Origin of the sequence: Burkholderia pseudomultivorans (assembly GCF_902499075.1) — a bacterium.
Classification (GTDB): domain Bacteria; phylum Pseudomonadota; class Gammaproteobacteria; order Burkholderiales; family Burkholderiaceae; genus Burkholderia; species Burkholderia pseudomultivorans.
On the sequence record NZ_CABVPP010000037.1, the window covers coordinates 22,527 to 46,802 of the forward strand.

Below are 24,276 nucleotides of genomic sequence, written 5' to 3' on the forward strand. Positions count from 1 at the left end.
CGCGGCGCGGCGGCGGCCGCCACGGCGCCGCCTGCGCCGCTTATGCGGCCTGCGGGTGCGGTTCGCCCTTCGGCACGACGTCGAACGGGAACGTCATCGCGACGCGCAGCCCGCCTTCCGGGCGGTTGCCGATCTCGCACGTCCCGCCCAGCCTGAGCACCAGCCGCTCGACGATCGCGAGCCCGAGCCCGCTGTGTCCGTTGCCGCCGCGCGCCGGATCGAGGCGCACGAACGGGCGCGTCGCGGCCGCGAGGTCGCGCGGCGCGATCCCGCCGCCGTGATCGCTGACCGCCAGCACATAGCCGGCCGGCGTGCGCGCCGTCTCGACGAGCACGGGCGGCGCGCCGTATGCATGGGCGTTGTCCAGCAGGTTCGACAGGATCCGGTCGAGCGTCGCGGTCGGCAGGCAAAAGCCCGGGTCGGCCGTCAGGCGCGTCTGGACCGTCGGCGCATTCGGCGCGACCGCGCGATAGGTGCGCGCGATCCGCTCGCAGGCCTGGTCGACCGGCACCGGCTCGCTGCGATCGGCGCCGCCGTGCGCGAACACGAGGAACTGGTCGACGATGTGCGACATCGAGTCGACGTCGCGCACCACGCCGTCGCGCAGCCGCGCGTCGTCCATCATCTCCGCGCGCAGGCGCATCCGCGCAAGCGGCGTGCGCAGGTCGTGCGCGACGCCCGCCAGCATCACCGCCCGATCGCTCTCGGCCTGCGACACCTGTTCCACCATCTGGTTGAAGCCGTGCGTGAGCTGGCGCAGCTCGCGCGGGCCGCGCTCGCGCAGCGGCGGCACCGGCTGCCCGCGGCCGAAACGCGCGACCGCGCGCGCCAGCGAGCGCAGCGGCTGCTGCAGCTGCCACGCCGCGAACAGCGCGGCGATCACGCCCGCCGAGAAGATCGTGCCGAGCCACAGCAGCATCCGGTCGATCGAGCGCGGCGGCCGCAGCGGCTGCACCGGCACGACGATCCAGTTGCGGTCGGACGGCTCCTTGACCCACAGCACCGGCGGACGCCCCGGTGCGCCGATCTCCACGCGCGTGCCGGGCGGCATGCGCTCGGTCACGTCGTCGCGAAAGCGCTTGAGCGCGGCCGGCAGGTTCGCGTCGTCGCCCTTCGGCACGTCCGCGCTGCCGGGCGTCACCAGCCGCACGCGCGACGGCAGCGGCTGGTCGGGCGTGCGCGCGACGTGCTGGCGCACCGCGTCGACCAGGAACGCGGCCTCCTCGACCGCATAGCGCGTCTGCATCTGGTTGCGCTCGAGCCGCATCGCGAAAAACCATGCGAAATGCGACAGCAGCAGCACGCCGACGACGAGCAGCGCGAGCCGCCCGAACAGCGAATCAATGGGTTTGCGCATGGGCCTCGCCGTCGGGCACGAACACGTAGCCGCGCCCGCGCACCGTCTGGATGAAGCGCGGCGTCGACGGATCCGTCTCGAGGATGCGGCGCAGGCGCCACACCTGGACGTCGATGCCGCGGTCGGTGCCGTCGTACTCGGGCCCGTGCAGCAGCTCGAGCAGCCGCTCGCGCGTGAGCGTGCGCAGCGCGTGGTTCACGAAGATCTTCAGCAGCGCGAATTCGCTGCTCGACAGCGTCGCCGGCTTGCCGTCGACCGACAGCGTGCGCGCCTGGAAGTCGAGCACGAAGCGGCCGAACGCGAACGGCTCGCGCTGCTCGGGCGCGGCCGCCGACGGCGTCGCGCGGCGGCGGCGCAGCACGGCCTGCACGCGCGCGAGCAGCTCGCGCGGGTTGAACGGCTTGCCGAGGTAGTCGTCCGCGCCGAGCTCGAGCCCGACGATGCGGTCGACGTCGTCCGCGCGCGCGGTCAGCATGATCACGGGAATGTCGTCGCCCGCCGCGCGCAGCTGGCGCAGCGCGGTGAGGCCATCGACGCCCGGCATCATCAGGTCCAGCACGATCAGGTCGGGGCGCTCGCGCTCGAGACGCTTCTCGAGCGTGGCCGCGTCGTGCAGCACGGATACTTCCATCCCCTGGCGCACGAGATAGTCGCGCAGCAGGTCGCGGAGTTCTTGGTCGTCGTCGACGATGAGGATCTGGGTAGTCATGGCTCGAAGTTTACCGCGCGCTGGCGGCCTCAAAGAACGAAACAAAGGGACGAAAGGGTTACTGCGAGTTACCGCGCAAGCGAACTGTAATGCACTGTAACCCGACTGCCGCCCTGCGTAACACCGGCCGGCGCGGCCGCCGCTAACCTGCGTCTTACCGGATGCGGCAGCAGGCTCGCCCCGCCGCCGCATCGCCGGACCCTTTGGATACAAGGAGTTTCTGAAATGTATAAGAAGACTTCCCGCGTGGCCATCGCTGCCGCCGCTGTGCTCGCCCTCGCCTTCGGTACCGCCCATGCCGCACAACCCGACGGCCCGCCGCCGGGCGGCCCCGGCATGCATCACATGCACGGCGGCCACGGCGGCCCGTTCGGCGTGATGCTGAAGCTGCACGACCAGCTGAAGCTGAACGCGTCGCAGGAACAGCAGTGGCAGACCGCGCTCAACACGATGAAGCAGAATCGTGAAGCGATGCGCAAGAGCCACGAGCAGATGCGCGAGCAGTTCAAGGCGCAGCAGAACCAGCCGATCCTCGACCTGAGCGCGATGCAGGCCGCGCACCAGCAGGCCGAACAGCAGAACGCGCAGCTGCGCCAGCAGACGTCGGCCGCATGGCTCGCGTTCTACAACGGCCTGAACGATCAGCAGAAGACCACCGTCAGCACGGCGCTCAAGCAGCAGTTCGCGCGGATGGAACAGCGCCACGAGAAGATGAAGGAACGCTGGCAGCAGCACCGCCAGGCAGCGAAGGCGGCCAAGGCCGCGTCGGCGCCGGCGCAGTAAGCCGGCAGGCCGCTGCCCTGCGGGGCAGCAAGGGGGACGCGGGCGCCCGGCCCGCGTCCCTTTTTTATTTCACGCGACGTCGAGCAGCAGCACGTCGGCCGCGCGGCCGTTCGACAGCGCGACCGCGTCCACCCCGCCGATGCGCGCGCCATCGCCCGCGGCCAGCGCATGGCCGTTGATCTCCACCTCGCCGCTCGCGACGTGCGCGTACACCCGGCGTCCGGCCGGCACCGCGTACACCGCCCGCTCGCCTCCGTCGATCAGCGCAGCCAAGATCCGGGCATCCGCGCGCACCTGAAGCGAGCCGTCGCCGCCGTCCGGCGACGCGACCACGCGCAGCCGGCCGCGCCGCTCGTCGTCGGCGAAGCGTCGCTCCGCATAGCCGGGCCGCCCGCCCGGCCCGGCCGGCGCAAGCCGGAACCGCAGCAGCCGCAGCGGCCGGTCGCGCGACGCGTTGGTCTCGCTCAGCACGATGCCCGCGCCGGCGCTGGTACGCTGCAGGCCGCCCGCGCGCACGATCGCGCCGCTGCCGAGGCTGTCGCGGTACGCGAGCGCGCCGTCGAGCACGAGCGTGACGATCTCCACGTCGCGGTAGGGCTGCATGCCGAAACCGCGGGTCGGCGCGAGACACTCCTCGGTCAGTTCGCGCAGCGCGCCGAACGCCGACGGCGCGCCGCCGGCCGCGCACGGCAGGCTGTGACGGGATTCGTGCCAGCCTTGGCTGCGCAGGTCGCGATCGACGGCGCGGCGAATCTGGAACATGGTGACACTCCGTAATACGTGTTGTTCTGGATGTGCCGCCACTGTAGAAGCGCGCCGATGTCGCAGCAATCCGCGCGCGCGCACCGCATCGTTGCATCCACGCACGCAATCGCCGCAATACTCGTTGCGAATACGTCGATTGCCGCAACAGCCGCATCGAAGAATCGATCGCTTGCGCCGGATTGCCGTTTTCCGGGTATCGCGTTCGGGTAAAATACCGCCCTTTTGGCGTCCGCCGATCCGGCGGTCGTCGTCGCCAGATCGCCTAGCCGCGAATTTTGGCCGTCTAGAATACGCCGCGACGCCCGGCCCGACCGGCCGCGAGCGTCCCCGGAAAGTCAGCAACAAAAGGATGGAAATGAAGAAGGCCGCCCTGTGCGCCGCCCTCGCCCTTGTGGCGGGCAGCGCCTTCGCGAAGGAGTGGAAGACCGTGCGGATCGGCGTCGATGCCAGCTACCCGCCGTTCGAGTCGACCGCGCCGAGCGGCGAGATCGTCGGTTTCGACGTCGATCTCACCAAGGAAATCTGCAAGCGGATCGACGTGAAATGCGTGTGGGTGGCGCAGGACCTCGACGGGATCATCCCGGCGCTCAAGGCGAAGAAGTACGACATCATCGTGTCGTCGCTGACCGTCACGGACAAGCGCCGCGAGCAGATCGACTTCTCCGACAAGGTGTACGACGCGCCCGCGCGGATGATCGCGAAGGCCGGTTCGCCGCTGCTGCCGACGGTCGCGTCGCTGAAGGGCAAGCGCGTCGGCGTCGAGCAGGGCTCCACGCAGGAAAGCTACGCGAAGGCGTACTGGGAGCCGGCGGGCGTGACGGTCATTCCGTACCAGAACCAGGACCAGGTCTATACCGATCTCGGCTCGGGCCGTCTCGACGCGACGCTGCAGGACGAGTTGCAGGCCGACTACGGCTTCCTGCGCACGCCGCGCGGCAAGGGCTTCGCGTTCGCCGGGCCGGAAGTGAAGGATCCGAAGACGATCGGCGACGGCACCGCGATCGGCCTGCGCAAGGAAGATACCGACCTGAAGCTCAAGATCAACAAGGCGCTGGCCGACATGCACAAGGACGGCACGTACGACCGGCTGTCGCACCGGTATTTCTCGTTCAGCGTCTACTCGGCCCGCTGAGCGCCGAAGCAGCAACGGATGCGGGGGCGGCCCCGCGTCCGGGCAGTACGGGCGCCGCGCATTGCGCAGCGCCGGCCAACCACGCGCCGCCCGCCTCCCCGCCCGCCGTTCGCTCGACGGGCGGCCCCGGCACCGCCGGGGCGGACGGTCATGATACGCACGGGGCGTTCCGCGCAGCTTGGCGGGCGCGTCTTTCGCGGCGCACTGCGTGCGCCCGCAGGGACCACACCAGGGACCACATATGTTTCTACAAGGTTACGGCCCGCTGATCCTCGCAGGCACTTGGCAAACCGTCAAACTGGCGGTGCTTTCGCTTGCGCTGTCGTTCCTGCTGGGCCTGCTCGGCGCGGGCGCGAAGCTGTCGCGCAACCGCATCACGAACGGCATCGGCACCGTCTACACGACGCTGATCCGCGGCGTGCCCGACCTCGTGCTGATGCTGCTGCTGTTCTACAGCCTGCAGATCTGGCTGAACATGGCGACCGACGCGCTCGGCTGGGACCAGATCGACATCGACCCGTTCCTCGCCGGCGTGCTGGTGCTCGGCTTCATCTACGGCGCCTACTTCACCGAGACCTTCCGCGGCGCGTTCCTGTCGGTGCCGCGCGGCCAGCTCGAGGCCGGCAGCGCGTACGGGATGACGAACTGGCAGGTGTTCACGCGGATCATGTTCCCGCAGATGATGCGCTTCGCGCTGCCGGGCATCGGCAACAACTGGCAGGTGCTCGTGAAGTCGACCGCGCTGGTGTCGATCATCGGCCTCGCGGACGTCGTGAAGGCGTCGCAGGACGCCGGCAAGGGCACGCTGCGGTTCTTCTTCTTCACGCTGATCGCCGGCGCGGTCTACCTGGCCATCACGACGATCTCGAACTTCGTGCTGATGTGGCTTGAAAAACGCTACTCGACCGGCGTCCGCAAGGCAGACCTATGATCGAACTCATCCAAGAATACTGGCGCAACTACCTCTATACCGACGGCTACCGCATCACCGGCGTCGCGATCACGCTGTGGCTGCTGGTCGTGTCGATCGGCCTCGGCTTCTGCCTGTCGGTGCCGCTCGCGGTTGCGCGCGTGTCGAAGCGGAAATGGCTGTCGGGCGCCGTATGGCTGTATACGTACGTGTTCCGCGGCACGCCGCTCTACGTGCAGCTGCTGCTCTGCTACACGGGCCTCTACAGCCTGCAGGTCGTGCGCGGCACGCCGATGCTCGACGCGTTCTTCCGCGACGGGATGCACTGCACGCTGCTGGCGTTCACGCTGAACACCTGCGCGTACACCACCGAGATCTTCGCCGGCGCGATCAAGGCAACCTCGTACGGCGAGATCGAGGCCGCGCGCGCCTACGGGATGTCGACGTTCACGATGTATCGCCGCGTGATCCTGCCGTCGGCGCTGCGCCGCGCGCTGCCGCTGTACAGCAACGAGGTGATCCTGATGCTGCACGCGACGACCGTCGCATTCACGGCGACCGTGCCGGACATCCTGAAGATCGCCCGCGACGTGAACTCGGCCACCTACATGTCGTTCCATGCGTTCGGCATCGCCGCCCTGCTCTATCTCGTGATCTCGTTCACGCTCGTCTGGCTGTTCCGCCAGGCCGAGCGCCGCTGGCTCGCGTATCTGCGCCCGCAAGGCAAGTAAGTTTCCGCAGGACTATTGATGAATTCCCAGACTCAGAAGCTTTTCGTCGACGATCTGCACAAGCGGTACGGCGACAACGAGGTACTCAAGGGCGTGTCGCTGAAGGCGAACTCGGGCGACGTGATCAGCGTGATCGGCTCGTCCGGCTCCGGCAAGAGCACGATGCTCCGCTGCATCAACTTCCTCGAGCAGCCGAACTCGGGCCGCATCTTCGTCGACGGCGAGGAAGTCCGCACCGCGCTCGACAAGACCGGCGCGCTGCGCGCGGCCGACACGAAGCAGTTGCAGCGCGTGCGCACCAAGCTGTCGATGGTGTTCCAGCACTTCAATCTGTGGTCGCACATGAACGTGCTCGAGAACGTGATGGAAGCGCCCGTCAACGTGCTCGGCATCCCGAAGAAGGAAGCCGAGGACCGCGCGCGCGAATATCTCGAGAAGGTCGGTCTCGCGCCGCGCGTCGAGAAGCAGTATCCGTCGCACCTGTCGGGCGGCCAGCAGCAGCGTGTCGCGATCGCGCGCGCGCTTGCGATGCATCCGGACGTGATGCTGTTCGACGAGCCGACCTCGGCGCTCGATCCGGAGCTCGTCGGCGAAGTGCTGAAGGTGATGCAGAAGCTGGCCGAGGAAGGCCGCACGATGATCGTCGTCACGCACGAGATGGGTTTTGCGCGCAACGTGTCGAACCACGTGATGTTCCTGCACCAGGGGCGCGTCGAAGAAGAAGGCGTGCCGGCCGAGGTGTTCGCGAACCCGAAGAGCGAGCGCCTGCGCGGGTTCCTGTCGGGCAGCCTCAAGTAACGCACGGGCGCGCGTCGCAGCGCGCGAACGGGCGCCCGCGGCTGGCCGCGCGGCGCCCGTTTTGCGTTTACAGGGCGTGCGCCGGCGCGGGGTCGGCAAACGCGCGCAGCGCATCGCCCGCGAGCCGGTAGCGCACCCATTCGCTTTGCGGCGCCGCGCCGACGCTCTCGTAGAAGCGGATCGCCGGCTCGTTCCAGTCGAGCACGCTCCACTCGAAGCGGCCGCAGCCCGACTCGACCGCGATCCGCGCGAGCGTCTTCAGCAGCCGCAACCCGGCACCTGCGCCGCGAAAGCGCGGCGACACGTAGAGATCCTCCAGATACAGCCCCTGCCGGGCCAGCCACGTCGAATACGAGAAGAAATACACGGCGAAGCCGGCCGGCTCGCCGTCGACCTCGCAAATCAGCGCGCGGGCCGGCGAGCCTTCGCCGAACAGGCTGCGCTCCAGCGACGCGGGCGTCGCGACCACTTCGTGCTCCGCTTTTTCATAGACGGCCAGCTCGGTGATGAAGCGCAGGATCAGCGGCACGTCGGCCGGGGTAGCGGAACGGATGTCGATTTGCACGGAATGGGCCCTCCTGCGGCCCGGACTGAAACGAAACCCGGCGCCCCGCAAGCGCTGGCGCCGACCAGACCGTCATGCTACGGTCATGCTGCCGCTGCAGGAAGTGCAGTTTCTTCATCCTGACCTGAACATGATGCACCCCGACCTGCGCCGCCTCGACCTGAACCTGCTGCTCGTGTTCGACGCACTGTACCGCCACCGCTCGGTCGCGGCGGCCGCGCACGAGCTGGCGATGAGCCCGTCCGCGCTGAGCCATGCGCTGGCGCGGCTGCGCGACGCGATCGGCGATGCGCTGTTCGTGCGCCTCGGCAACGAAATGCAGCCGACCGTGCGCGCCGACGACATCGCCGCGTGGGCCGGCGACGCGCTCGACGCGATGTCGAAAGGGCTCGCCCGCGCGCGCCGCTTCGACCCCGCGCACAGCGACCGCACGTTCGTGTTCGCGGCGACCGACTATACGGCGTTCGCAGTGCTGCCGCCGTTCATCGCGCGCATCCAGTACGTCGCGCCGCAGCTGCGGATCCGCGTGGTCCATTCGGACCGCAAGATCGCCGTCGACGAACTCGCGGCCGGCCGCATCGATTTCGCGCTCGGCTATCACGAGGAATCGGCGGCCGACGCACCGGGCATCGAGGATTTCGACTGGTTTTCGGACGACTACGTGGTGATCGCGAGCGCCACGCATCCGGACATCGGCACGCGGCTGACGCTCGAACGCTACCTTGCCGCGCGCCACGTCGTCGTCACGCCGTGGAACGAGTCGCGCGGCGTCGTCGACCACGTGCTCGACCGCCTCGGTCTCGCGCGCCAGGTCGCCGTGCAGCTGCCGAGCGTGCTGGCCGCGCCATTCGTGATCGCGGAATCGGCACTGCTGATGACGGTGCCGAACCGCGCGGCGCGAGCGTTGCTGCCCGCGGCGCCGATCCGCATCTTCCCCGCGCCGTTCGAGATACCGCGCTACACGCTGAAGATCTATTCGCATGCCAAACATGCGCGCACCGACGCACACCGCTGGATCCGCGCGCAACTGCTCGACGCGCGGCCGGATGGCGGCTGACACCGGCTTTCATTACGAAATCCTTACCTTTCTCGCGTCGTCCGCGCATTACGCGCACGTCTCGTTGCCGTCAATAGTGGCAATCCTTGACCCAACTTTGCCGGATTCGTGCCTCCCTTGTCGGACAAGGGTTTTCCGCGAATCGGCAGGTCGTCCGGCCGCTGTTGCGGGCCGTGTTGCATGGCAATTTGGCGACAGGTGTTAGTCAAACAACGATTTCCGTCGCCACAAAATTGTATTTTTGCTAAATTAGTAACCAAAGTAGCAAAACGAAGTGCGTGAAATGTAGTTTAGCTTCACGACACAACAAGGAGACCCCGCAAGCCGACCCGGCCGCGCGGGACCGCTCAACGGTCTTCCCGTCCGCTTGCCCGCGTGCCGCGCCGAACCGGCCCTGCACGAGGTCTCCCTGGTTATCCCGCTTTTGCCCGGCGCTCGTCGCCCCGGGCATCTTACGTAGTCTGGGTTGACTTTTTGACAGGGTATGGAGGAGATGATGAAGAAAGCTTTGGTCGCGGCCGCGCTGATGGCTGCTGGGGTGGTAACGGCGCACGCGCAGAGCAGCGTCACGCTGTATGGCCGCCTGGATGCCGGCCTCGAGTACATGAACGGCCTGCAGAACGGCCATCAATTCCGTGCGGAAAGCGGCGACTGGGGCACCAGCCTGTGGGGCTTGAAGGGCACCGAGGACATCGGCGGCGGCAACAAGGTGCTGTTCCACCTGGAAGGCGCGTTCAACACGATGAACGGCGGCCTCGGTTCGAGCGGCACGATCTGGGATCGTTATGCGACCGTCGGCGTGTCGAACGATCGTTACGGTACGCTGTTGCTCGGTCGCGAACTCGCGATCGCGAACGGCGTGTGGGACTTCGACCCGTTCGGCCAGTCGAACTGGTCGACCGCGTCGCTCGTGCGCGGCCGCAACTGGAACAAGACCAGCAACAACGTGTCGTACCAGTCGCCGCAGGTCTATGGCCTCGACTTCTACGGCCAGTTCGCGTTCTCGAACTCGACCAATTTCAACGGCAACACGACGGCCGGCCAGCCGGGCCGTGCGGCCGGCGCGCAGATCACGTACACGAACTCGCTGTTCCAGTTGCGCGGCATCTATGACGAAACGCGCGACAGCAACGGCCGCTTCTCGGACGTGTTCAACTACTCGCGCGAATACTTCGCCGGCCTGAACGTGTTCCTCGGCCAGTTCAAGCTGCAGGCCGCCTATCAGGCCTCGCGCGCGGACGGCAGCGGCGGCCCGGCGGTCAACAACGGCATCACCGGCACCCAGCAGGTCTGGGGCGGCGTGACGTGGCAGGCAACGCCGGCGGCGGCGCTGATCGCGGCCGTGTATCACGTGAACGCGAACCACGGCGGCGGCAACGCGAACATCTACACCGTCGGCGGCTCGTACAACATCTCGAAGCGCACGCTGTTCGACATCCAGGTCGCGACGGTGCGCAACAGCTCGACGGCCAACTTCGGCCTGAACGCGAACCCGGCCGGCACGGCCGTGTCGACGGGCAACCCGAACCCGGGCGGCAGCCAGACCGGCGTCTACGCCGGCATCCAGCACCTGTTCTGATCAGGCGCCGTCAAAAGAACGATTCGACAACGCTTTCCACGCTGCTGCGAGAGGCGCGTATCGGTGCGGTACCCAACCGGGTATCCGCACCGTTTTTTATTGGCGGGCCGGTATCGCGCGGCCCGCGGCGAACGTCGCGGCCGGCGTCAGACCGCCGCTTCGTTCTCCTCGCCGGTGCGGATGCGGATCACGCGCTCGACGTCCGACACGAAGATCTTGCCGTCGCCGATCTTGCCGGTGCGCGCGGCGCCGATCACCGCGTCGATCACCTGGTCGACCTGCGCTTCGGCGACCACGACCTCGATCTTCATCTTCGGCAGGAAATCGACGACGTACTCGGCGCCGCGATACAGCTCGGTATGCCCCTTCTGGCGACCGAAGCCCTTCACTTCCGTCACGGTCAGCCCCGTCAGGCCCACTTCGGCGAGCGCTTCGCGGACTTCGTCCAGCTTGAACGGCTTGATGATGGCGGTGATGCGTTTCATGATGGTTGTCCCTCAATGCTCGTTTGGATGAAAAATCGTGATCCCGATTGTAAGCCCGCGCCGGTACGCCCGCGCCGGTATGCCCGCGCCCGGCTCAGTCGAGACGCTCGGTAAAACGTGACGTGATCGGATAGCGCCAGTCGCGCCCGAATGCGCGATGCGTGACGCGAATCCCGATCGGCGCCTGGCGCCGCTTGTACTCGTTGATCTTGATGAGCCGCGTCACGCGCGCGACGTCCGCCGGCGCGTAGCCGGCCGCGACGATCTCGGCGAGCGGCCGATCCTCTTCCATGAACATCCGCATGATCGCGTCGAGCACGTCGTACGGCGGCAGGCTGTCCTGGTCGGTCTGGTTCTCGCGCAGCTCGGCCGACGGCGCGCGCGTCAGGATCCGCTCGGGAATCACGTCGCGCAGCGCATAGTCGGTCGTCGCGTTGCGGTAGCGGCAGAGCCGGTAGACCAGCGTTTTCGCGATGTCCTTGATCACCGCGAAGCCGCCCGCCATGTCGCCGTACAGCGTGCAGTAGCCGACCGCCATCTCGCTCTTGTTGCCGGTCGTCAGCACGATCGAGCCGAACTTGTTCGACAGCGCCATCAGCAGCGTGCCGCGAATGCGCGCCTGGATGTTCTCCTCGGTCGCGTCTTCGGCGCGGCCCGCGAATTCATCGGCCAGCGACGCGCGGAACGCGTCGAACATCGGCGCGATCGCGATCTCGTCGTACCGCACGCCGACGCGCCGCGCCATGTCGGCCGCGTCGGTAGTCGAGATGTCGGCCGTGTAGCGCGACGGCATCATCACCGCGCGCACGCGCTCGGGCCCGAGCGCGTCGCACGCGACCGCCAGCACCAGCGCCGAGTCGACGCCGCCCGACAAGCCGATCAGCGCACCGGGAAAACCGTTCTTGCCGATGTAGTCGCGCACCCCCAGCACCAGCGCGCGATAGACCTGCGCCTCGAGCGGCAGCTCGGGCGCGATCGCGCCGGGCAGCGGCCGCGCGCCGTCGAATTCGACGATCGCGTGCCCTTCGTCGAACTGCGGCATCTTCGCGACGAGCGCGCCCTGCGCGTCGAGCACGAACGAGCCGCCGTCGAACACGAGCTCGTCCTGACCGCCGACGAGGTTCACGTACACCATCGGCAGCCCCGTCTCGCGGATCCGCGCGCGCAGGATGTCGATGCGCACCGCTTCCTTGTTCATGTGGTACGGCGAGCCGTTCGGGATCAGCAGCACCTGCGCGCCGGCCGCCTTCGCGATCTGCGCGGCCGACGCGTGCCACGCGTCCTCGCAGATGATCACGCCGTAGCGCACGCCGCCGAGCTCGAACACGAGCGGCTCGGCGTCGGTCGCGAAGTAGCGCTTCTCGTCGAACACGTCGGCATTCGGCAGGTCCTGCTTGCGGTAGGTGCCGACGATCGCGCCGCCGACGATCAGCGAGACCGCGTTGTAGGTGTCCGTCGGCGGCATGCCGCGCTCGATCGGGCCGTTTGCATTACCATCGACGCCTGGTGCGCCGCGCAGCGGATGGCCGACCAGCACCGCGAGCCCGTCGAACGCCTTCAGCGCGTCGGCGAGCGCGACGAGCGCGTCGGCCGCCGCCGCGTAGAACGCGGGCCGCAGCAGCAGGTCTTCCGGCGGATAGCCGGACAGCGCGAGTTCGGGCGCGATCATCAGCTGCGCACCATCGTTGTGCGCGGCACGCGCGGCCGCGACGATCCGCGCGACGTTGCCGGCGAAGTCGCCGACGGTGACGTTGATCTGGGCGAGAGCGAGTCGGGTCTTCATGACGGGATCGGCGCGGCGGCGCGCCCTGAACGGCTGACGAAATCGTCGCGCACGCATGCCGAGGCGGCACGCATCCGGCGACATCCAACGGTACGGATTCACGCTTGAAACACGAACGCATCGATTATCGCACGGGCATCCTGTCGTCCCCCGCCGAGGTCGCGGCCGACGAATGGAACGCGCTGCTCGCCCGCGACGCGCAGCCGACGCCGTTCCTGCGCCACGAATTCCTCGACGCACTGCACGTCGCGCGCTGCGCGGTCGACGAGACCGGCTGGTCGCCGCACTTCGTCACGCTGACCGACGCGCGCACGGGCCGCCTCGCGGCCGCTGCGCCCGTCTACGCGAAACAGCATTCGTATGGCGAATACGTGTTCGACTGGGCATGGGCGGACGCGTACCAGCGCAACGACCTGCCCTACTACCCGAAGCTGCTGTGCGCGGTGCCGTTCACGCCCGTGCAGGGCACGCGCCTGCTTGCCGCCGACGACGACGCGCGCCGCCGGCTCGCGGCCACGCTGCTCGCGTTCGCCGAGCAAAGCGACGTGTCGTCGCTGCACGTGCTGTTCCCGACCGGCGACGAGGCGCGGCTGCTCGAATCGATGGGGATGATGCTGCGCGAAGGCGTGCAGTTCCACTGGATCAACGACGGCTACCGGCACTTCGACGACTTTCTCGGCACGCTCGAACAGAAGAAGCGCAAGAACATCCGCGCGGAGCGGCGCAAGGTGCACGATGCGGGCGTCCGGTTCCGGCGGCTCACCGGCGACCAGATCGGCGATGCGGACTGGCGCTTCTTCTCGCGCTGCTACCGGCAGACCTATCGAGAGCACTTTTCGAGCCCGTACCTGAATCTCGACTTCTTCCGTACGATCGGCGCGACGATGCCCGAGAACCTGCTGCTCGTGATCGCGGAAGCCGACGGCCGGCCGATCGCGAGCGCGCTCGCGGTCTACCGGCGCGGCGAGCATGGCGGCGGCACACTGTACGGCCGCTACTGGGGGGCGCTCGAGCACGTGCCCTGCCTGCATTTCGAAACGGCCTACTACCAGCTGCTCGAATTCTGCATCGAGGCCGGGCTCGACACCTTCGAAGGCGGCGCGCAGGGCGAGCACAAGCTCGCGCGCGGCTTCCTGCCGACCGTCACGCACTCCGCGCACTGGCTCGCGCATCCCGCGTTCTCGGATGCGGTCGCGCGCTTTCTCGAACGCGAGACCGAGCATATCCACGCGTATGTCGACGAGCTGCGCGAGCACGATCCGTTCCGGCGGGGATGATGCGGCGCGCGAGCGCGGCGCAGCCGTGCAGCCGCGCCGCGAGCCTTCCGCCGGGCCGCCGGCCTAACGCGCCGCGAGCGTCACCGTCTGCGACAACGCGTGCGGATCGCGCGACGAGGCCGCCGCCGACAGCGTATAGCTGCCCGCGCCGACGCGCCATGCGTGCGCGTCCGCGTTCCAGACCGCGAAGCGCTGCGACGGAATCGCGATGCTGACCGTGCGCGCCTCGTTCGGCTGCAGCGCGACCTTCGTCCAGCCGACGAGCCGCTGCGGCGGTTCACCGAGCGACGCGGGCAGCGCCGCATACACCTGCACGGTCTCGGTGCCGGCCCGCGCGCCCGTATTCGTCACCGTCACGTCCACCGTCACGTTGCCTGCCGCGTCGGCCTGCGCGTGCATCGCCGAATACGCGTAGCTCGTGTACGACAGCCCGTAGCCGAACGGGAACAGCGGTTCGATTCCCTTCGCGTCGAACCAGCGGTAACCGTATGCGAGGCCTTCCGCATAGACGGTCTGCTGCTTCGCCGCGTCGATCGTCGGCTGCGGCAGGTCGGATTCCTGCTTCGGGAACGTCAGCGGCAGCCGCCCCGACGGATTCGCGTCGCCGAACAGCAGGTCGGCGATCGCCTGGCCGCCCTGCACGCCCGGATACCACGCATCGAGCACGCCGTGCACGTTCGCGAGCCACGGCATCAGCACCGGGCTGCCGTTCTCGAGCACCACGATCACGCGCTTCGCCTTGGCCGCGACCGCCGCGATCAGCGCGTTCTGGTCGTATTGCTGGTTGTACGGATCGGCGTTCGCGTCGGGCAGCGACAGGCTCGCGAGATCGAGCCCCTCGGTCTGCCACTGCGTCGCGAACACGATCGCGACGTCGGCCTGCGCGGCCGCGGTCGCGGCGGCGTTTGCGTCGGTGCCGTCGACGTAGCTGACCGCCGCGTTCGGCGCCTTCGCGCGAATTGCCGCCAGCGGCGCCGACTTGTACCAGGTCGCGCAGCCGCCGAACAGCATGCCGGACGGCTGCTGGCAGCCCGTCACCGCATTGCCGTCGATCGCCGGCACGGCGCCGGAGCCGCCGCCCGACAGCACGCCCGCGTCCGCATGGCCGCCGATCACGACGATCGAGCGCAGCGCGCCGGCGGCGAGCGGCAGCACCGGCTGCGCATCGCCGGGCGCGGCCGCGTTCTTCAGCAGCACCGCGGATTGCCGCGCGATCGCGAGCGCGTCGGCGTTGCCCGCCGCTTCGTCGATCGTGCCGCCCGGCTTCGGCGGTGCGTCCATCACGCCGATCCGGATCAGCGTGCGCAGCTTGCGCTGCACCATGTCGTTGAGCCGCGCGACCGACACGCTGCCGGCCTGCACCGCCGCGCGCAGCTTCGTGTTGAAGTACGAGCCGAGCGGCGCGTTGCCGTCGTCGGCTGCGCCGGGCTGCTCCTCGTCGAGCCCGGCCTGCACGGCCGCGACCGTCGAGTGCGTCGCGCCCCAGTCCGACTGCACGACGCCCTTGAAACCCCATTCGTTCTTCAGCACCGTCGTCAGCAGATACGGGTTTTCGCACGCATATACGCCGTTCAGCTTGTTGTACGAACACATCACGTTGCCGGGCTGGCCGTCCTTCACGCCGATCTCGAACGCGAGCAACTCGGCCTCGCGCATCGTGCGTTCGTCGACCACCGAATCGATCGTCATCCGGTTGGTTTCCTGGTCGTTGAACGCAAAGTGCTTGATCGTCGCGATCACCTTCTGCGCCTGCGTTGCCTGCGTGCGCGCGGCGCTCAGCGTGCCCGCGAGCACCGGATCCTCGCCCATGTATTCGAACGTGCGGCCGTTGCGCGGCTCGCGCGCGAGGTTGATGCCGCCGCCGAGCCCTTCCGCGAAGCCGAGCGCGCGCAATTCGAGCGCGATGCGCTTGCCGTAAGCGGCCGCGAGCGACGTATCCCAGGTCGCGGCCAGCGCAACCGGCGCGGGCAGCGCGGTCACGCGCGCATTCTTCACGTTGACGCCGCCCGCCGAGTCGGCGCTGCTGACGGCCGGGATGCCGAGTCGCGGCACGCCGGGGATATAGCTCGCGCCGTTCAGCGCCTCGGCGGGAAACGGTCCGCCCAGGTCGAGCGCCGGCAGGCCCGTGCCGTGCACGAGCTGCAGCTTTTCGTCGGTCGTCAGTTGCGCGACGAGCGCGGCCGCGCGCTGGTCGGCCGCGGCGTCCGCGTCCGCCGGCGCGGCCGGGCCCGCATGAATGTCGTCGCCGCCGCACGACGCGAGCAGTACTGCGAGCGCGCATGCGGACGCGATCGTCGAACACCGGAACAGCGAAGTTTTCATTGATCCTCCAGGATGGTTCTGTTGTACTTGTCGCCACACTCCAGCGTCCGAGTCTAAAAATCGACCGGTCACCACGTTTGACCGGCAGGAGCATGCGTTGACCTCTCGCAGCGGGGACAAACCCGAACGGCATGACGACAGGGAGGCAGACATGGAGTTGCACCAGAAATCGGTATCGGTCCGGATCTATCGCGGGCTGTTCGACGACGCGCGCGCAAACGGCATCGACGTCGCGCCGCTGTACGCGACGCTCGGCATCGGGCCGGCCGATCTCGCCGACGACGCGCGCCGCATCGCCGGCGACCGGCACGTCGCCGCGATGCGGCTGACCGGCGCGTGGCCGAGGTCCTGGCATCGGCCGCCGGCGGGCGGTGTGCCGTGGCTGGCGCCGTTTCCCGAACTGGCCGGCGTCACGTGCAACGCGCCGACGCTGCGCGACGCGCTGCACGGTTACCTGCGCTACCGCGACCTGATCGGCAACGTCGACTGGATCTTCGCGCGCGAAACCGGCGACGCGATCGCGTTCGACTATGTGGACGAAGGCGACGGGCGACCGGCCGACAGCGCGTTCGTGAACCTGTCGATCCTCGCCGCGCTCGCGCGCCTGTACGATCCGCAGGCTCGCATCGACGATGCGCGCTTCGTCGGGCGCGCATTCGCACCGGCCTCCGCGCTGCGCGACGCCCTCGGCGCGCCGGCGTCGTTCGATGCCGCGCACAACCGCATCGTGCTGCGCTCCGCACGATTCGACACGCCGTTCGAACGCTACAACGCGCCGCTCGCCAGTATCCAGCGCCCAGCGGCCGACGCCGCGCGCGAGCGCGTGCGTGCGCGCTCGACATTCGGCTCGTCCGTCGAGCAGTGCGTGCGCGACTGGCTGCGTACGTCGGACGATCCCGACGTGCCGGCCGACACGCTGATGCAGCACGTGTGCTCGCGCTTCGCGATGTCGCGCTGGACGCTGCGCCGGCGGCTGCATCGCGAAGCGGTCGGCTTCCATGCACTCGTCGCGCAGGCGCGGCTCGGCGAAGCGCGCGACCTGCTGCTGAACACACGGCTGCCGATCGGCGAAATCGGCAGCCGTGTCGGGTTCCGCTCGACCAGTGCCTTCACGCGCTTCTTCACGCGCGAACTCGGCGCGCCGCCAAGCCGCTTTCGCGACGGACGCATCGATTGACGACGATCGCCCGCGCTTTTTTCTGAGACACTGGCGGCTCCGCATTCAGACGATCCGTCATGTCCTGGTTTCTGTATCTGATCGAATGCGCCGACGACAGCGTCTATACGGGCATCACGACCGACGTCGCCGCGCGCTTCGACGAGCACGCGGCCGGCAAGGGCGCGCGCTACACGCGCTCGCGCAAGCCGCGCGCGGTGCTCGCGTCGTTTCCGCTGCGCGACCGGTCGATCGCGTCGCGCGCCGAATACTGGGTGAAGCGGCTCACGCCCGCGCAAAAGCGCGAGCTGGCGGCGGGCATCCGGACGCTCGAATCGGTGCTGCCGGTCGGGTTGCTGGCCGATGCGGGCGGCGATGCGGTGGAGACCGGGGTAGCTGCGCGCGGGCGGCGGAAGAAGAAGGTGGAAGCAACGGACGCGGCTGAAACAGTGGAAGCGCCGGAAGCCGTCAAGGGAAGGAAGCGCGCGAAGACGGCGAAGGTCGTGGGTACGGCCGGGCTTGAACCGGCAAAAGCGGCAAAGCCGGCGAAGAGCGCGAAGGCTACGAAGACGGAAACAGTCGGAAAAGGCGCGAAGGCCGCCAAGACCGCCAAGACCGCCAAGACCGCCAAGACCGCCAAGACCGCCAAGACCAGCAACGATACATCTGCAAAGAAGGCGTCACCGGACCGAGTATCCGCCAGCCACAAAAAATCCGCGCCCCGCCCATCGACGAACGGCAAAGCCCCGGCCCTCGCCCTCGACACGAACGCACCCGACACCGCCGTCCCGCCGCCCCGCCGCGGCTCGACCCGCGCAAAACGCCCGAAGGACGCCGCCCCACGCGCACCTTCCACCGCCACAAAAACCCCGCGCACAAAACAAAACCGCGCGGCCTCGTAACGAGACACGCGCGGTTTGCGCTTCACGCGAACCGGCCGTCAAGCCGGTGCGCCGCTTACTTCTTGTAGTTCGCGGCGCCGTCGGTGATTTCCTTGTGCGCGGCGTCGATGCCGGCCCAGCCCTCGACCTTCACCCACTTGCCCTTCTCGAGCGCCTTGTACTGCTCGAAGAAGTGCTTGATCTGGTCCTTCAGGTACTCGGGCACGTCGTCGATCGACTTCAGGTTCGCCGTCATCGGGCAGACCTTGTCGTGCGGCACCGCGACGAGCTTCGCGTCGACGCCCGACTCGTCGGTCATCTGCAGCATGCCGAGCGCGCGCGAACGCACGATCGAGCCGGCCAGCAGCGGGAACGGCGTGATCACCAGCACGTCGACCGGATCGCCGTCGCCCGACAGCGTCTGCGGAATGTAGCCGTAGTTCACCGGGTAGCGCATGCCCGTGCCGATGAAGCGGTCGACGACGAGGAGGCCCAGCTCCTTGTCCGCCTCGTACTTCACCGGGTCGCTTTGCGCGGGGATCTCGATGATCACGTTGAAATCTTGCGGCAGGTCCTTGCCGGCCGGAACATGATTGAAGCTCATGAGCGCTCTCTGTTGGTCGATGGGAATTCGGGACAGGGTATGCCGCGGCCGATGCTCCGCCACGGGCGTCCCCGCCGGGACTGCGCCATTATAGCCAATCGACCGGTGGCGTCCGGATGACGATCGGCGCGATAATCGTTCCGGACGTCCGGCGTCGGACGACCGGCAACACGGCACGGCACGATGCGCGGCGCGCCCGCACGTCGGACACGATTCATCGCAACGGGCGGGATCGGCCGGTGCGCCGACGGGACGCAGCGCGGGCAACCGGCGCTGGCGCGCGCCCCCGACGCCAGCCGCGACGACGCCTACCGACAGGAGCAGGCATGGAAGAGGCAAAGCACTTCATCGCGGGCGAATGGACGTTGCCCGCGCAACTGGAGACGATCGCGGTCGTCGATCCGTCCGACGGCCAGCCATTCGCGACGATCGCGCGCGGCACGGCGCCCGACGTCGAACGCGCGGTCGCCGCGGCGCGGGACGCCTTCGCCGGCGCGTGGGGCGCCGCGAGCGCCGCCGAGCGCGGTCGCGTGCTGATGCGGCTGTCGACGCGCGTCGCCGATTGCATCGAGGAACTCGCGACGATCGAGGCGCGCGATACCGGCAAGCCGCTGAAGCAGGCGCGCGCCGACGCGGCCGCGCTCGCGCGCTACTTCGAGTTCTACGCGGGCGCCGCCGACAAGCTGCACGGCGAGACCCTCCCCTATCACGCCGGCTACACGGTGCTGACCGTGCGCGAGCCGCATGGCGTCACCGGCCATATCGTGCCGTGGAACTACCCGATGCAGATCTTCGGGCGCAGCATCGGCGCGGCGCTCGCGGCCGGCAACGCGTGCGTGGTCAAGCCGGCCGAGGACGCATGCCTGTCGGTGCTGCGCGTCGCCGAACTGGCCGCCGAGGCCGGCTTGCCGGCCGGCGCTTTGAATATCGTCACCGGCTACGGCCACGAGGCCGGCGCCGCGCTCGCCCGCCATCCCGGCATCGACCACATCTCGTTTACGGGCTCGCCCGCGACCGGCAAGCTGGTCGCGCAGATGGCCGCCGAAAACCACGTGCCCGTCACGCTCGAGCTGGGCGGCAAGTCGCCGCAGATCGTGTTCGCCGATGCCGATCTCGACGCGGCGCTGCCCGTGCTGGTTTCCGCGATCGTGCAGAACGGCGGCCAGACCTGCTCGGCCGGCAGCCGCGTGCTGATCGAGCGCGCGGTATACGAACCGCTCGTCGAACGGCTCGCGACCGCATTCAACGGGCTGCGCGTCGGGCCGAGCCGCGCGGATCTCGACTGCGGCCCGCTGATCAATGCGAAGCAGCAGCAGCGCGTCTGGGACTTCCTTTCCGATGCGCAGCACGACGGCATTCCGATGGCCGCGCACGGGCAGGTCGTGCCCGACGCGCCCGAAAGCGGCTTCTATCAGGCGCCCGCGCTGCTGCGCGACGTGCCGCCGTCGCACCGGCTCGCGCAGGAGGAAGTGTTCGGGCCGGTGCTCGCCGCGATGCGCTTCGTCGACGAGGAGGAAGCCGTCGCGCTCGCGAACGGCACGCCGTACGGGCTCGTCGCCGGCATCTGGACGCGCGACGGCGCGCGCCAGCTGCGCATCGCGCGACGCCTGCGCGCGGGCCAGGTGTTCATCAACAACTACGGTGCGGGCGGCGGTGTCGAGCTGCCGTTCGGCGGCGTCGGCCACTCGGGGCACGGCCGCGAGAAGGGCTTCGAGGCGCTGTACGGCTTTACCGCGCTGAAGACGATCGCGATCCGGCACGGCTGAACGCGGCGCCGGCCCGGTCCCGTCGCCGACGCACGGATCGCCGACAGACCGGCAGCGGCACCACGCAACACGACGACAACACTCGAACGAAGGAGACACACCATGCGGTTGAGCGGCAAGACGGCGATCGTCACGGGCGGCGGCTCGGGTTTCGGCGAAGGCATCGCGAAGACGTATGCGCGCGAAGGCGCGAACGTGGTCGTCAACGACCTGAACGGCGCGGCGGCCGAGCGCGTCGCGAGCGAGATCGCGCTCGCGGGCGGCAAGGCGATCGCGGTCGCCGGCGACGTGTCGAAAAGCGACGACTGGCGCGCGCTGCTGCAGGCCGCGCTCGACGATTTCCATTCGGTGCAGATCGTCGCGAACAACGCGGGCACCACGCATCGCAACAAGCCGGTGCTGGACGTGACCGAAGCCGAGTTCGACCGCGTGTACGCGGTCAACATGAAGAGCCTGTTCTGGAGCGTGCAGACCTTCGTCCCGTACTTCCGCTCGCAGGGCGGCGGCGTGTTCGTCAACGTCGCGTCGACGGCCGGCGTGCGGCCGCGCCCGGGCCTCGTCTGGTACAACAGCACGAAAGGCGCGATGATCACCGCGAGCAAGTCGCTCGCGGCCGAGCTCGGCGCCGACCGCATCCGCGTGAACTGCATCAACCCGGTACTCGGCGAAACCGCGCTGATGACCGAGTTCATGGGCTGTGAAGATACGCCCGAGAACCGTCGACGCTTCCTGGCAACGATCCCGCTCGGCCGCTTCTCGACGCCGCAGGACATCGCGAACGCGGCGCTTTACCTCGCGTCCGACGAAGCCGAGTTCATCACCGGCGTGTGCCTCGAAGTCGACGGCGGACGCTGCATCTAGAATCGTACCCGGCCGCCACGGCCGGCCCTGCCGCACCTGTAACGCTGGCTTCGCACGCAACCGGGCTCGGCGCCGACGCGCCGGTCCGGCCGACAACAAGGACAGGAGACAACATGGCAACATCGACGCAGTCGCTGCCGGGCTCGTCCGGCGCATTCGAGGAAGCAACCTACCGCAAGGTGTCGTGGCGGCTCACGCCCCTGCTGCTGCTGTGCTACGTGGTCGCGTATCTCGACCGCGTGAACGTCGGCTTCGCGAAGCTGCAGATGGCAAGCGACCTGAACCTCAGCGACACCGTGTACGGGCTCGGCGCCGGCATCTTCTTCTTCGGCTACTTCCTGTTCGAGGTGCCGAGCAACATCATCCTGCACAAGGTCGGCGCGCGCGTGTGGATCGCGCGCATCATGGCGACCTGGGGCGTGATCTCGATCCTGACGATGTTCGTCACGACGCCCGCGATGTTCTACGTGATGCGCTTCCTGCTCGGCGTCGCCGAAGCGGGCTTCTTCCCCGGCGTGATCCTCTACCTCACCTACTGGTATCCCGCGCACCGGCGCGGCCGCATGACGACCTTCTTCATGACGGCCGTCGCACTGTCCGGCGTGATCGGCGGGCCGATCTCGGGCTTCATCCTGAAGGCGTTCGACGGCGTCAGCGGCTGGCACGGCTGGCAATGGCTGTTCCTGCTCGAAGGCATTCCGTCGGTGCTGGCCGGCGTGCTGGTGTTCTTCACGCTCGACGAGCGGATCGCGAAGGCCAGATGGCTGACCGACGACGAGAAGGCGCTGCTCGCCCGCAACGTCGACGCCGAGGAAGCCACCAAGGAGGACCTGCCGCTCGGCGCGGTGATGTCGAGCCCGCGCGTGTGGCTGATGGCGCTGATCTATTTCTCGTTCGTGATGGGGCTGTACGGCGTCGGCTTCTGGCTGCCGACGATCATCAAGGCCACCGGCGTGACCGACACGTTCGTGATCGGCCTGCTGTCGGCGATTCCCTATGCGGCAGCGGTGGTCGCGATGATCCTGATCGCACGCAGCGCGGACCGGCACCGCGAACGCCGCTGGCACGTCGCGATCCCGGCCGCGATCGGTGCGCTGGGGCTCGTGCTGTCGGTGATCTGGGCGCACCAGACCGCGCTCGCGATGCTCGGCCTCACGCTCGCGACGATCGGCATCCTGACGACGCTGCCGCTGTTCTGGAGCCTGCCGACCGCGTTCCTCGGCGGCACGGCCGCCGCCGCCGGCATCGCGATGATCAATTCGATCGGCAACCTCGCCGGCTTCCTGAGCCCGTACCTGATGGGCTGGCTCAAGCAGGCAACGGGGGCCAACGATTCGGGCATGTACATGCTCGCGGGATTCCTCGTGCTCGGCGGGCTGCTCGCGCTGTCGGTGCCGAAGCGGCTGGTCGACAAGTGATGCGCGGCGCGTGACGGCGGGCCGGCCGATCGCCGGCATCGCCGGACAGCGCGGCACGCTCATGCTGCGCCGGAAACGAAAAAGCCCCGAACGCCATTCGGCCTTCGGGGCTTTCGAACCGTGACGAGCCGCTTGCCGCGGCTTCGCGTCAGACCACCGTGATCGCCAGCGCGCTTTCGCGATAGTGCTTCGCCGCCTTGTCGGTTTCGCCGAGATGCTCGAACAGCCGCGCGAGCGCGCGATGCGTGCGCACCTTCAGCGCCTCATTGTCGGCGAGCTTCAGCGCCGCCTCGAGGAACGACTGCGCCTTGCCCCACAGCTGCTGCTGCTGGCACAGGCGGCCGAGCGCGAACAGCAGGTCGGCGTCCTCCGGGTGATCCTTCTTCCAGCCTTCGGCCTTCTGGATCAGCGGCAGCGCGTCGGCGCCGGCCGTATCCGGATAGCGGCGCAGCAGGCGCGCGTCCCAGTTGTGCGCGAGCGCGTCCTCGACGATGCGGCGCGCTTCGGTGCGGCGCTCGAGCGGCACCAGCAGGTCGGCCGCGAGATCGGCAAGACGCGGCGACTGGCGCTCGGCCGGCGACAGCGACTGCCACACCTCGAGCAGCGCGTCCGGATCGTTCCGGCGTTCGCGCAGCAGGTTTTCGGCGGCCTGCTGCCGCAGCCGCACGGCCGCGGCCGGATGCAGCGCCTCGCGCTTTTCCAGCGCCTTCGCCAGCTTCAGCACCTCGGCCCAGTTCTTCAACTGCTGCTGCGCGCGCAGCGCGACCTGCTGCGCATGGATGCGCTTGCCGCCCGCCTGCAGGTCGGCCAGCGCGGCGAGCGCGCCGTCGGCGTCGCGTGCATCGGCGCGCATGTCGGCCGCGGCGAGCAGCCGCGCATCCTGCCATTCGGGCGCGTCGACCTTCGACAGCCAGTCGTCGCGGCGCGTGTACTCGTGCATCCGGTGCGCGGCGGTGGCGCCGACGAGACTCGCCGCGCCCTGGTTCGCATCGACCGCCAGCGCTTCGCGCGCAGCCTTCTCGGCGCGCGAGAAGCGGCCCGCGTACAGGTTGGCGATCGCATCGCGCAGCGACGCCTGCGCCTTCTCGTTGCGCGCGCGCGCGCGATACGCGGCGACACGCTGCGGCATGCGCCAGATGTTGCGCACGATGCGCAGCAGCGCATACACGACGATGAACAGCACGACGACGGCGATCACGAACAGGTTCAGCGACACGTCGACGCGATACGGCGGGTAGACGAGCAGCACCTGCCCCGCATCGAAACGGCCGACCGTGGCCAGCGCGACGGCGATCGCGAACAGGATCGCGAGCCAGACGATTCCTCGAAGCGTCATC

At 68.7% G+C, this 24,276-nt stretch carries 22 protein-coding genes; 13 read left to right on the forward strand and 9 right to left on the reverse strand.

What is annotated here, in order from left to right; translation table 11 throughout:
• Window positions 1-40 precede the first annotated feature (40 nt).
• Together BST28156_RS22125 and BST28156_RS22130 are read right to left on the reverse strand one after the other, a co-directional pair.
• Window positions 41-1,357, reverse strand: coding sequence for an ATP-binding protein (locus tag BST28156_RS22125; RefSeq protein WP_060245074.1), 1,317 nt, complete (start codon window positions 1,355-1,357; stop codon window positions 41-43).
• On the reverse strand, window positions 1,341-2,066 hold the full coding sequence (locus tag BST28156_RS22130; protein WP_009693256.1) for a response regulator: 726 nt from the start codon (window positions 2,064-2,066) through the stop codon (window positions 1,341-1,343). The genes BST28156_RS22125 and BST28156_RS22130 overlap by 17 nt, the downstream gene beginning before the upstream one ends.
• Before the next feature lie 225 nt (window positions 2,067-2,291).
• On the opposite strand from BST28156_RS22130, the gene BST28156_RS22135 reads away from it, so the two are divergent.
• Window positions 2,292-2,849 (forward strand): Spy/CpxP family protein refolding chaperone, encoded by a 558-nt coding sequence (locus BST28156_RS22135; protein WP_060245075.1) that lies wholly within the window; start codon window positions 2,292-2,294, stop codon window positions 2,847-2,849.
• Between the two features lie 69 nt (window positions 2,850-2,918).
• Here BST28156_RS22135 and BST28156_RS22140 read toward each other — a convergent pair whose 3' ends face one another.
• Entirely contained in the window at window positions 2,919-3,611 is a 693-nt protein-coding gene (locus tag BST28156_RS22140; RefSeq protein WP_174903367.1) for a pirin family protein, read from the reverse strand.
• Between the two features lie 358 nt (window positions 3,612-3,969).
• On the opposite strand from BST28156_RS22140, the gene BST28156_RS22145 reads away from it, so the two are divergent.
• From BST28156_RS22145 to BST28156_RS22160, 4 genes are all read left to right on the forward strand, one after another.
• The gene (locus BST28156_RS22145) at window positions 3,970-4,746 is read left to right on the forward strand and encodes an ABC transporter substrate-binding protein (protein ID WP_174903368.1); all 777 of its coding nucleotides are present in this window, start codon (window positions 3,970-3,972) and stop codon (window positions 4,744-4,746) included.
• A gap of 241 nt (window positions 4,747-4,987) precedes the next feature.
• Window positions 4,988-5,677, forward strand: coding sequence for an ABC transporter permease (locus BST28156_RS22150; protein WP_060245077.1), 690 nt, complete (start codon window positions 4,988-4,990; stop codon window positions 5,675-5,677).
• Window positions 5,674-6,387, forward strand: coding sequence for an ABC transporter permease (locus BST28156_RS22155; RefSeq protein ID WP_040127938.1), 714 nt, complete (start codon window positions 5,674-5,676; stop codon window positions 6,385-6,387). The genes BST28156_RS22150 and BST28156_RS22155 overlap by 4 nt, the downstream gene beginning before the upstream one ends.
• Window positions 6,388-6,405: 18 nt before the next feature.
• Window positions 6,406-7,185, forward strand: a complete 780-nt coding sequence (locus BST28156_RS22160) for an ABC transporter ATP-binding protein (protein ID WP_060245078.1) — start codon at window positions 6,406-6,408, stop codon at window positions 7,183-7,185.
• Between the two features lie 67 nt (window positions 7,186-7,252).
• On the opposite strand, the gene BST28156_RS22165 is transcribed toward BST28156_RS22160, so the two are convergent.
• The gene (locus BST28156_RS22165; protein ID WP_174903369.1) at window positions 7,253-7,750 is read right to left on the reverse strand and encodes a GNAT family N-acetyltransferase; all 498 of its coding nucleotides are present in this window, start codon (window positions 7,748-7,750) and stop codon (window positions 7,253-7,255) included.
• An 85-nt stretch (window positions 7,751-7,835) separates the two neighbouring features.
• Here BST28156_RS22165 and BST28156_RS22170 point away from each other — a divergent pair, with 85 nt between their 5' ends.
• Both BST28156_RS22170 and BST28156_RS22175 read left to right on the forward strand, forming a co-directional pair.
• Window positions 7,836-8,807 carry a LysR family transcriptional regulator gene (locus tag BST28156_RS22170; protein ID WP_254596411.1) on the forward strand — a complete coding sequence of 324 codons (972 nt, stop codon included), beginning with the start codon at window positions 7,836-7,838 and terminating at the stop codon, window positions 8,805-8,807.
• Window positions 8,808-9,300: 493 nt separating this feature from the next.
• On the forward strand, window positions 9,301-10,386 hold the full coding sequence (locus BST28156_RS22175) for a porin (RefSeq protein ID WP_060245219.1): 1,086 nt from the start codon (window positions 9,301-9,303) through the stop codon (window positions 10,384-10,386).
• Between the two features lie 146 nt (window positions 10,387-10,532).
• Here the strand turns inward: BST28156_RS22175 and BST28156_RS22180 are convergent, their stop codons facing one another.
• Complete coding sequence (locus BST28156_RS22180; protein ID WP_006398637.1) at window positions 10,533-10,871, reverse strand: P-II family nitrogen regulator; 339 nt, start codon at window positions 10,869-10,871, stop codon at window positions 10,533-10,535.
• A gap of 94 nt (window positions 10,872-10,965) precedes the next feature.
• The gene (locus tag BST28156_RS22185; RefSeq protein ID WP_174903370.1) at window positions 10,966-12,654 is read right to left on the reverse strand and encodes an NAD+ synthase; all 1,689 of its coding nucleotides are present in this window, start codon (window positions 12,652-12,654) and stop codon (window positions 10,966-10,968) included.
• A gap of 104 nt (window positions 12,655-12,758) precedes the next feature.
• Here BST28156_RS22185 and BST28156_RS22190 point away from each other — a divergent pair, with 104 nt between their 5' ends.
• Entirely contained in the window at window positions 12,759-13,931 is a 1,173-nt protein-coding gene (locus tag BST28156_RS22190) for a GNAT family N-acetyltransferase (protein ID WP_174903371.1), read from the forward strand.
• Window positions 13,932-13,994: 63 nt separating this feature from the next.
• On the opposite strand, the gene BST28156_RS22195 is transcribed toward BST28156_RS22190, so the two are convergent.
• Window positions 13,995-16,253 (reverse strand): glycoside hydrolase family 3 C-terminal domain-containing protein, encoded by a 2,259-nt coding sequence (locus tag BST28156_RS22195; protein ID WP_174903372.1) that lies wholly within the window; start codon window positions 16,251-16,253, stop codon window positions 13,995-13,997.
• Window positions 16,254-16,404: 151 nt separating this feature from the next.
• Between BST28156_RS22195 and BST28156_RS22200 the strand changes: the two genes are divergently transcribed.
• Together BST28156_RS22200 and BST28156_RS22205 are read left to right on the forward strand one after the other, a co-directional pair.
• The gene (locus BST28156_RS22200) at window positions 16,405-17,430 is read left to right on the forward strand and encodes a helix-turn-helix transcriptional regulator (RefSeq protein WP_040127943.1); all 1,026 of its coding nucleotides are present in this window, start codon (window positions 16,405-16,407) and stop codon (window positions 17,428-17,430) included.
• Between the two features lie 59 nt (window positions 17,431-17,489).
• The gene (locus BST28156_RS22205; protein ID WP_174903373.1) at window positions 17,490-18,311 is read left to right on the forward strand and encodes a GIY-YIG nuclease family protein; all 822 of its coding nucleotides are present in this window, start codon (window positions 17,490-17,492) and stop codon (window positions 18,309-18,311) included.
• Window positions 18,312-18,366: 55 nt separating this feature from the next.
• Here BST28156_RS22205 and ppa read toward each other — a convergent pair whose 3' ends face one another.
• Window positions 18,367-18,894, reverse strand: coding sequence for an inorganic diphosphatase (gene ppa / locus BST28156_RS22210; protein WP_010091037.1), 528 nt, complete (start codon window positions 18,892-18,894; stop codon window positions 18,367-18,369).
• Between the two features lie 326 nt (window positions 18,895-19,220).
• Between ppa and BST28156_RS22215 the strand changes: the two genes are divergently transcribed.
• The 3 genes from BST28156_RS22215 (at window position 19,221) to BST28156_RS22225 (ending at window position 22,939) form a co-directional block, all read left to right on the forward strand.
• On the forward strand, window positions 19,221-20,660 hold the full coding sequence (locus tag BST28156_RS22215; RefSeq protein WP_174903374.1) for an aldehyde dehydrogenase family protein: 1,440 nt from the start codon (window positions 19,221-19,223) through the stop codon (window positions 20,658-20,660).
• Window positions 20,661-20,762: 102 nt separating this feature from the next.
• A complete protein-coding gene (locus tag BST28156_RS22220; RefSeq protein ID WP_174903375.1) occupies window positions 20,763-21,521 on the forward strand; it encodes an SDR family oxidoreductase in 759 nt (252 codons plus the stop codon).
• 113 nt (window positions 21,522-21,634) lie between these two features.
• Entirely contained in the window at window positions 21,635-22,939 is a 1,305-nt protein-coding gene (locus BST28156_RS22225; protein ID WP_060245084.1) for an MFS transporter, read from the forward strand.
• A 148-nt stretch (window positions 22,940-23,087) separates the two neighbouring features.
• On the opposite strand, the gene BST28156_RS22230 is transcribed toward BST28156_RS22225, so the two are convergent.
• Window positions 23,088-24,275, reverse strand: coding sequence for a heme biosynthesis protein HemY (locus BST28156_RS22230; protein ID WP_174903376.1), 1,188 nt, complete (start codon window positions 24,273-24,275; stop codon window positions 23,088-23,090).
• Between the last annotated feature and the right edge of the window lies 1 nt (window position 24,276).

Bases quoted from the DNA above. Each gene is read 5' to 3' on its own strand.
- BST28156_RS22125 (WP_060245074.1), bottom strand. From the start codon at position 1,357: ATGCGCAAACCCATTGATTCGCTGTTCGGGCGGCTCGCGCTGCTCGTC.
- BST28156_RS22130 (WP_009693256.1), bottom strand. From the start codon at position 2,066: ATGACTACCCAGATCCTCATCGTCGACGACGACCAAGAACTCCGCGAC.
- BST28156_RS22135 (WP_060245075.1), top strand. From the start codon at position 2,292: ATGTATAAGAAGACTTCCCGCGTGGCCATCGCTGCCGCCGCTGTGCTC.
- BST28156_RS22140 (WP_174903367.1), bottom strand. From the start codon at position 3,611: ATGTTCCAGATTCGCCGCGCCGTCGATCGCGACCTGCGCAGCCAAGGC.
- BST28156_RS22145 (WP_174903368.1), top strand. From the start codon at position 3,970: ATGAAGAAGGCCGCCCTGTGCGCCGCCCTCGCCCTTGTGGCGGGCAGC.
- BST28156_RS22150 (WP_060245077.1), top strand. From the start codon at position 4,988: ATGTTTCTACAAGGTTACGGCCCGCTGATCCTCGCAGGCACTTGGCAA.
- BST28156_RS22155 (WP_040127938.1), top strand. From the start codon at position 5,674: ATGATCGAACTCATCCAAGAATACTGGCGCAACTACCTCTATACCGAC.
- BST28156_RS22160 (WP_060245078.1), top strand. From the start codon at position 6,406: ATGAATTCCCAGACTCAGAAGCTTTTCGTCGACGATCTGCACAAGCGG.
- BST28156_RS22170 (WP_254596411.1), top strand. From the start codon at position 7,836: ATGCTGCCGCTGCAGGAAGTGCAGTTTCTTCATCCTGACCTGAACATG.
- BST28156_RS22175 (WP_060245219.1), top strand. From the start codon at position 9,301: ATGATGAAGAAAGCTTTGGTCGCGGCCGCGCTGATGGCTGCTGGGGTG.
- BST28156_RS22180 (WP_006398637.1), bottom strand. From the start codon at position 10,871: ATGAAACGCATCACCGCCATCATCAAGCCGTTCAAGCTGGACGAAGTC.
- BST28156_RS22185 (WP_174903370.1), bottom strand. From the start codon at position 12,654: ATGAAGACCCGACTCGCTCTCGCCCAGATCAACGTCACCGTCGGCGAC.
- BST28156_RS22195 (WP_174903372.1), bottom strand. From the start codon at position 16,253: ATGAAAACTTCGCTGTTCCGGTGTTCGACGATCGCGTCCGCATGCGCG.
- BST28156_RS22200 (WP_040127943.1), top strand. From the start codon at position 16,405: ATGGAGTTGCACCAGAAATCGGTATCGGTCCGGATCTATCGCGGGCTG.
- BST28156_RS22205 (WP_174903373.1), top strand. From the start codon at position 17,490: ATGTCCTGGTTTCTGTATCTGATCGAATGCGCCGACGACAGCGTCTAT.
- ppa (WP_010091037.1), bottom strand. From the start codon at position 18,894: ATGAGCTTCAATCATGTTCCGGCCGGCAAGGACCTGCCGCAAGATTTC.
- BST28156_RS22215 (WP_174903374.1), top strand. From the start codon at position 19,221: ATGGAAGAGGCAAAGCACTTCATCGCGGGCGAATGGACGTTGCCCGCG.
- BST28156_RS22220 (WP_174903375.1), top strand. From the start codon at position 20,763: ATGCGGTTGAGCGGCAAGACGGCGATCGTCACGGGCGGCGGCTCGGGT.
- BST28156_RS22225 (WP_060245084.1), top strand. From the start codon at position 21,635: ATGGCAACATCGACGCAGTCGCTGCCGGGCTCGTCCGGCGCATTCGAG.
- BST28156_RS22230 (WP_174903376.1), bottom strand. From the start codon at position 24,275: ATGACGCTTCGAGGAATCGTCTGGCTCGCGATCCTGTTCGCGATCGCC.